The following is a 5,701-nucleotide window of genomic DNA, read 5'->3' on the forward strand; positions in this document are numbered from 1 at the left end:
CCTCGGCGGCGGCCGACGGCACCGACCCGCCGGCCGCCTGGGCGCGGGCCAACGCCGCTTCGGCGTCGAGCATGGCGCGCAGCCAGGCCCGGTCGTCGACGGCGGCCCGGACCCCGCCGGCGGCGAGCAACGGGTCGAACAGACCGACCGGCTCGGGATCGTCGATGGTGGACTCCGGGTCAGACGGCGAAGAAAACGGTTTCATGCTCGCCCTGCAGTCGGATGTCGAACCGGTAGCCGTCCGGCTCGGCGGCCGCGATCACCGTGCCGCGTCGGGCCTGCGGCAGCCCGGCCAGCACCGGGTCGGCGGCGTTCGCGTCGGCCTCGTCCGGGAAGTAGATCCGGGTGACGACGCGGTGCAGCAACCCCCGGGCGAACACCGACACGGCGATGTGCGGGGCCTGCGGCTGTCCGTCCAATCCAGGTACCGGCCCCGGTTTGCGGGTGCGTACCGCCCACCCGCCGGTCCCGTCGGTGGGGCAGCGGCCGAAGCCGCGGAACCCGGCCACCGCGCCGCGCGGATCGTCCGGGTGGTCGAACCGGCCCTGCGGGTCAGCCTGCCAGGTCTCGATCAGACCGTCCGGCACCGGGTCGCCGGCGCCGTCGAGGAGCCGGCCACGCAGCCAGATCGCCGCCGGGTCGGTCTCGTCGACCACGAACGGCCCGTCCGGCCAGGGCAGGCCGATCCCCAGGTACGGTCCGACGGTCTGCGCCGGGGTCAGCCCGGTCTGCTGGTCCCAGTCCGACGCGGTCACGCTGATGGTCATGATTCCTCCATCGGGGTCGCCTCGGTGCCGCGCAGCACGATGTCGAACCGGAAGCCGAGCGCCCATTCCTCGACCGTGTTGGCCAGGTCGAAGCTGGCGATCAGCCGTTGCCGGGCGGCCGGGTCGGGGATCGAGTTGAAGACCGGATCGTAGGGGAACAGCGGGTCGTCGGGGAAGTACATCTGGGTGACCAGTCGCTGGGTGAAGGCCCGGCCGAACAGCGAGAAGTGGATGTGCGCCGGCCGCCACGCGTTGGAGTGGTTGCGCCACGGGTAGGCGCCGGGCTTGATGGTGACGAACCGGTAGCGGCCCATCGAGTCGGTCATCGCCCGGCCGACGCCGGTGAAGTGCGGATCGAGCGGTACGTCGTGCTGGTCGAGCTTGTGCAGGTAGCGCCCGCCGGCGTTGGCCTGCCAGACCTCCACCAGGGTGTCCGGCACCGGTCGGCCGTCGCTGTCGCGGACCTGGCCGTGCACGATGATCCGTTGCCCCTGGGCTTCGCCGTCGCCGCTGCGGCTCAGGTCGGCGTCGGTCGCGCTGACCCGGCCCTCGCCGAGCAGCGGGCCGGTGATCTCGGTGAGCGTCTGCGGGAGCAGCACCGGCGACTGGGCGGGGGCACGCAGCACGGTGGACTTGTAGTCGGGGGAGAGCAGCGGCGGGTGCACGGCGGTGTCGTCGCGTCGGTAGCGCGGCAGGAGCAGTCCGCCTGGGCGGTCGGCCCGTACGGGCGTGGTGTCGGGCATGGCGGTGCCTCCTTGGTCAGCTGTCCCCGCCGGGGTCAGGGGTTCAGCAGCTGGCGCAGGGCGGCCAGCTCCTGCGGGGTGGGTTCGTCGGTGGTCGTCAGGTCGGCGGCGACCTTCAGCGGCCAGCCGGTGGCCGCCACGGCCTGCTCGACACCCACTCCGGGGTGCAGCTGGGTGAGGGTCAGCTCGCAGGTGTCCGGGTCCGGGCGCAGCATGCCGAGGTCGGTGATGACCAGGGTGGGACCTCGGCCGCGCAGGCCGAGGCGTTGCCGGTCGCCGGGGCCCGCGCCGAAGCCGACCGAGGTGACGAAGTCGACCCGGTCGACGAACGTACGCCGACTCTGCGGCACGATGACGATCACCTCGCCGCACGAGGCGGCGATTTCCGGTGCTCCGCCCGCGCCGGGCAGCCGTACCAACGGGTCGGTGTAGTCGTCGCCGATCACCGTGGTGTTGATGTTGGCGTACCGGTCTATCTGCGCGGCACCGAGGAAGCCGACGTCGATCCGGCCGGGCTGCAGCCAGTAGTTGAAGATCTCCGGCACCGACACGACCGTGTCGGCGGTCTCGGCGAGCACCCCGTCGCCGATGGACAGCGGCAGCCGGCCGGGCTTGGCGCCGATGGTGCCGGACTCGTAGACCAGCACCAGGTCGGGGGAGTGGGTCCGCCGGGCCAAGTTGGCTGCGGTGCTGGGCCGGCCGATGCCGACGAAGCAGCGGGCGTCGTCGCGCAGCGCCCGGGCGGCGGCGACGGTCATCATCTCGTCGCGGGTGAACCCCTCGACGGCTTGCGGCTCGTTCATTCCGCACCACCGTACGTCGCGTCGGTCCCCGCCGCGGCCAGGACGTGTTCGTCGAGCCAGCGGGTGAAGGTGTCCCGGTCCCGGCTGATCTCGTCCCACTCCTGGTAGTAGTCGTTGGCCCGGTCGCTGTAGTCCATCGCGTACGACGGGTGCGCCCCGCCGGGCACCTCGGCGACCCGGGTGACCGCCCAGCCGGGCAGCACCACGGCGCCGGGTCGGGGGGTCAGCTCGTCGACGATCTCCTCGACGGTGACCAGGGACCGTGCGGACGCCAGTACGACCTCCTTGTGGACCCCGGTGATGCCCCAGATCTGCACGTTGCCGTGCCGGTCGGCGCGTTGGGCGTGCACGATGCCGACGTCGGGGTTGAGCGCCGGTACGGCGGTGAGCACTTCGCCGGTGAACGGACAGGTGATGGGCGCGATGGTCGGGGTGCGGTCGGCGAGGTCGGCGAGGTCGGTGCCGACGTAGCCGCGGAGTACGGCGAACGGCAGGCCGGCGGCGCCGGCGACGTACCGGTTGGCCATCCCGGCGTGGCTGTGCTCCTCGATCTCCAGCGGACGGGGCCAGCCGCGCTGTACCGCGTCGCGGAACCGGTGCAGCGAACCGACCCCGGGGTTGCCGGCCCAGCTGAAGATCAGCTTTTTGGCGCAGCCGGCGCCGATCAGCTGGTCGTAGACGACGTCCGGGGTCATCCGGATCAGCGTGAGGTCGCGTCGGCCCTGCCGGATGATCTCCTGCCCGGCCGCGGTCGGGATCAGGTGGGTGAATCCCTCCAGGGCGACGCTGTCGCCGTCGTGGACCAGGTCGGCGACACCGTCCGCCAGCGAGGAAATTTCAGCCATGCATCATCCCCGGTGCGTGTGATGAACAAAAGTTCGCTAAGCGAACGGTACGGTCGGGGTCACCGGCGTGTCAACGCGGCTGCTCCAGTCCAGCGGTAGTCCCACGTAGTTCTCCGCCAGGGTGGTCGCCGCCGCGGTGGAGGTCGTCACGTACTCCAACTGGGCCACCTGGAGCCGGTGACTGAACTCGTCGGCGTCGGCGGGCCGGTGCAGCAGCCCGGTCATCCAGGAGGAGAAGTGCTGGACCCGCCAGATCCGGCGTAGGCACCGGGCCGAGTACTCGTCCAGCCCGGTCCCGCGTCCCTGACGGAACCAGGTGGTCAGCGCCTCGGCCAGGAAGCGGACGTCGGCGACCGCCAGGTTCAGCCCTTTCGCGCCGGTCGGCGGTACGATGTGCGCCGCGTCGCCGGCCAGGAACAGCTGGCCGTAGCGCATCGGTTCGGTAACGAAGCTTCGCATCGGGGTCACCCCCTGCTCCAGGATCGGGCCCTCCTGCAGGGTGAAGCCGTCGTTGGTCGCCAGCCGGGTGTGCAGCTCGTCCCAGATCCGCGCGGTCGGCCAGTCGCTCGATTCGGTCCGGTTGGGCACCTGGAGGTAGAGCCGGGTCACCTCGGGGCTGCGCATGCTGTGCAGGGCGAAGCCGCGTTCGTGCTGGGCGTAGATCAGCTCGTGCGCCGAGGGGGCGGCCTGGGCCAGCACCCCGAGCCAGCTGAACGGGTACGTGTGCTCGACGGTGCGTCGGGCCGAGGCGGGGATGCTGCCCCGGGAGACCCCGTGGAAACCGTCACATCCGGCAACCACCAGGCAGTTCAGTTCGCGTATCGTGCCCTCGTGCGCGAACCGGATGACCGGGGCATCGCTGTCGATCCCGGCCAGCTCGACGTCGGTGACATCGAACAGGATCTCGCCGCCGGCTGCCAGCCGGGCGGCGATCAGGTCCTTCACCACCTCCTGCTGACCGTAGACGGTGATCCCTCGACCGCTGGTCAGCGCGGCCAGGTCGATCCGCCGGCTGACGCCTTCGAAGCGCAGCTCAAGGCCGGTGTGCACGAGTCCTTCGCGGCGCATCCGGGCGCCGACGCCGGTGTCGGCGAGCAGTTGCGCCGTGTCGTGTTCGAGCACCCCGGCCCGGACCCGGCTCTCCACGTACGCCCGCCCGCGGGTCTCCAGCACGACCGAGTCGATACCCTCGAGACGCAGCAGGTGGGCGAGCATCAAACCCGCTGGTCCCGCTCCGATGATGCCAACCTGGGTTCGCACGACGCTCCCTCCACCTGCCAGATTGGCAGGGACTCTTCCGATATGTGACATTGACGTGGGCCCTCGCTGGGTCGTACGTTCATCATAAGAACCACCGTTCGGTCAGCGAACACCCCTGACCGGCTCAACCTCGAACCCATCCCCCTGGAGGTCCCATGCGACGGCCCCTCGTCGCCCTCACCCTGGCTGCCGCGCTGCTGGTCACCGCTGCCTGTGGTTCCGACTCGTCCACCGACGAGGCCGGCGGCACCGAAGAGGTCACCGACGTCACCGTCGGCATCATCCCGATCGTCGACGTCGCGCCGATCTACCTCGGTGAGGAGAAAGGCTTCTTCACCAAGCGCGGCATCAACCTGACCATGGAGAGCGGTCAAGGTGGTGCCGCCATCGTCCCCGGCGTGGTCAGTGAGCAGTTCCAGTTCGGCTTCAGCAACGTGACCTCGCTGCTCACCGCGCAGACAGCCGACGTGCCGGTACAGATCGTGGCCAACGGTGTGGCCTCGACCGGCAACCCCGAGGCCGACTTCGGCGGCGTGGTGGTCCGTGGGGACAGCCCGATCCAGACCGCCGCCGACCTGGCGGGCAAGAAGGTCGCGGTGAACACGCTGAAGAACATCGGCGACACCAGCGTCCGCGAGTCGGTACGCAAGGCCGGTGGCAACCCGGACGAGATCGAGTTCGTCGAGATGGCGTTCCCGCAGATGCCGGCCGCCGTCGAGGGCGGCCAGGTCGACGCCGCCTGGATGGTCGAGCCGTCGCTCGCCATCGCCAAGGACGCCGGTGGCCGGGTCGTCGCCTGGAACTTCGTCGACACCGCCCCGAACCTGACCGTCGCGGTCTACTTCACCAGCACCAAGCTCGCCCAGGAGAACCCCGACCTGGTTGCGCGGTTCCAGGAGGCGATGGCCGAGTCGCTGTCCTACGCCAACGCGCACCCCGACGAGGTGCGCACAGTGCTGCGCAGCTACACCGACATCGACCAGGCGATCCTGGACGCGATGACGCTGCCGATGTGGCCGGCCGAGATCAACCGGGCGTCGATCGAGCGGGTCGCCGAGCTCGGTCTCGCCGACGGTGTCTTCGAGTCCGAGCCCGATCTGGACGCGCTGCTGCCGTGACAGCGGTCGACAACACCCCGGTTGGGGGGGGGGGGGGGGGGGGGGGGACAAGGGGGGCCACAACACACGCCAAGTGGTTGGCCAAGTTGGGGGGGTCGAGCTTGAGAGAAAAAAATGGGTGATTGGACCTGTGACGTACCCGCTCGGCGTTTGAACCCTCGTTGT

7 protein-coding genes and 1 pseudogene are annotated in these 5,701 nt (G+C 70.4%); 2 read left to right on the forward strand and 6 right to left on the reverse strand.

All coding sequences use genetic code 11. The annotated features are described in order from the left end of the window. The 6 genes and pseudogenes from ACXAHD_RS31220 to ACXAHD_RS31245 form a co-directional block, all read right to left on the reverse strand. Window positions 1-205: pseudogene (locus ACXAHD_RS31220) on the reverse strand (hypothetical protein); the annotation flags it as partial. Further along, on the reverse strand, window positions 180-767 hold the full coding sequence (gene pcaG, locus ACXAHD_RS31225; protein ID WP_281553950.1) for a protocatechuate 3,4-dioxygenase subunit alpha: 588 nt from the start codon (window positions 765-767) through the stop codon (window positions 180-182). The gene pcaG and the pseudogene ACXAHD_RS31220, both read right to left, overlap by 26 nt. Beyond that, window positions 764-1,510 carry a protocatechuate 3,4-dioxygenase subunit beta gene (gene pcaH, locus ACXAHD_RS31230; protein WP_281553951.1) on the reverse strand — a complete coding sequence of 249 codons (747 nt, stop codon included), beginning with the start codon at window positions 1,508-1,510 and terminating at the stop codon, window positions 764-766. Before pcaH ends, pcaG begins: the two co-directional genes overlap by 4 nt. A gap of 35 nt (window positions 1,511-1,545) precedes the next feature. Then, window positions 1,546-2,313, reverse strand: a complete 768-nt coding sequence (locus ACXAHD_RS31235) for a CoA-transferase subunit beta (protein WP_281553952.1) — start codon at window positions 2,311-2,313, stop codon at window positions 1,546-1,548. Continuing rightward, on the reverse strand, window positions 2,310-3,158 hold the full coding sequence (locus ACXAHD_RS31240; protein WP_475055030.1) for a CoA transferase subunit A: 849 nt from the start codon (window positions 3,156-3,158) through the stop codon (window positions 2,310-2,312). The genes ACXAHD_RS31235 and ACXAHD_RS31240 overlap by 4 nt, the downstream gene beginning before the upstream one ends. A gap of 36 nt (window positions 3,159-3,194) precedes the next feature. Beyond that, window positions 3,195-4,418: a 4-hydroxybenzoate 3-monooxygenase gene (locus ACXAHD_RS31245; RefSeq protein ID WP_289212496.1), complete on the reverse strand. Its 1,224-nt coding sequence runs from the start codon at window positions 4,416-4,418 to the stop codon at window positions 3,195-3,197. Between the two features lie 155 nt (window positions 4,419-4,573). Between ACXAHD_RS31245 and ACXAHD_RS31250 the strand changes: the two genes are divergently transcribed. Continuing rightward, on the forward strand, window positions 4,574-5,536 hold the full coding sequence (locus tag ACXAHD_RS31250) for an ABC transporter substrate-binding protein (RefSeq protein ID WP_281553955.1): 963 nt from the start codon (window positions 4,574-4,576) through the stop codon (window positions 5,534-5,536). After that, window positions 5,533-5,658, forward strand: a complete 126-nt coding sequence (locus tag ACXAHD_RS31255; RefSeq protein ID WP_475055032.1) for a hypothetical protein — start codon at window positions 5,533-5,535, stop codon at window positions 5,656-5,658. The genes ACXAHD_RS31250 and ACXAHD_RS31255 overlap by 4 nt, the downstream gene beginning before the upstream one ends. Window positions 5,659-5,701: the final 43 nt, after the last annotated feature.

The organism is Micromonospora sp. ABR4_055, from assembly GCF_056160425.1.

Bases quoted from the DNA above. Each gene is read 5' to 3' on its own strand.
- pcaG (WP_281553950.1), bottom strand. From the start codon at position 767: ATGACCATCAGCGTGACCGCGTCGGACTGGGACCAGCAGACCGGGCTG.
- pcaH (WP_281553951.1), bottom strand. From the start codon at position 1,510: ATGCCCGACACCACGCCCGTACGGGCCGACCGCCCAGGCGGACTGCTC.
- ACXAHD_RS31235 (WP_281553952.1), bottom strand. From the start codon at position 2,313: ATGAACGAGCCGCAAGCCGTCGAGGGGTTCACCCGCGACGAGATGATG.
- ACXAHD_RS31240 (WP_475055030.1), bottom strand. From the start codon at position 3,158: ATGGCTGAAATTTCCTCGCTGGCGGACGGTGTCGCCGACCTGGTCCAC.
- ACXAHD_RS31250 (WP_281553955.1), top strand. From the start codon at position 4,574: ATGCGACGGCCCCTCGTCGCCCTCACCCTGGCTGCCGCGCTGCTGGTC.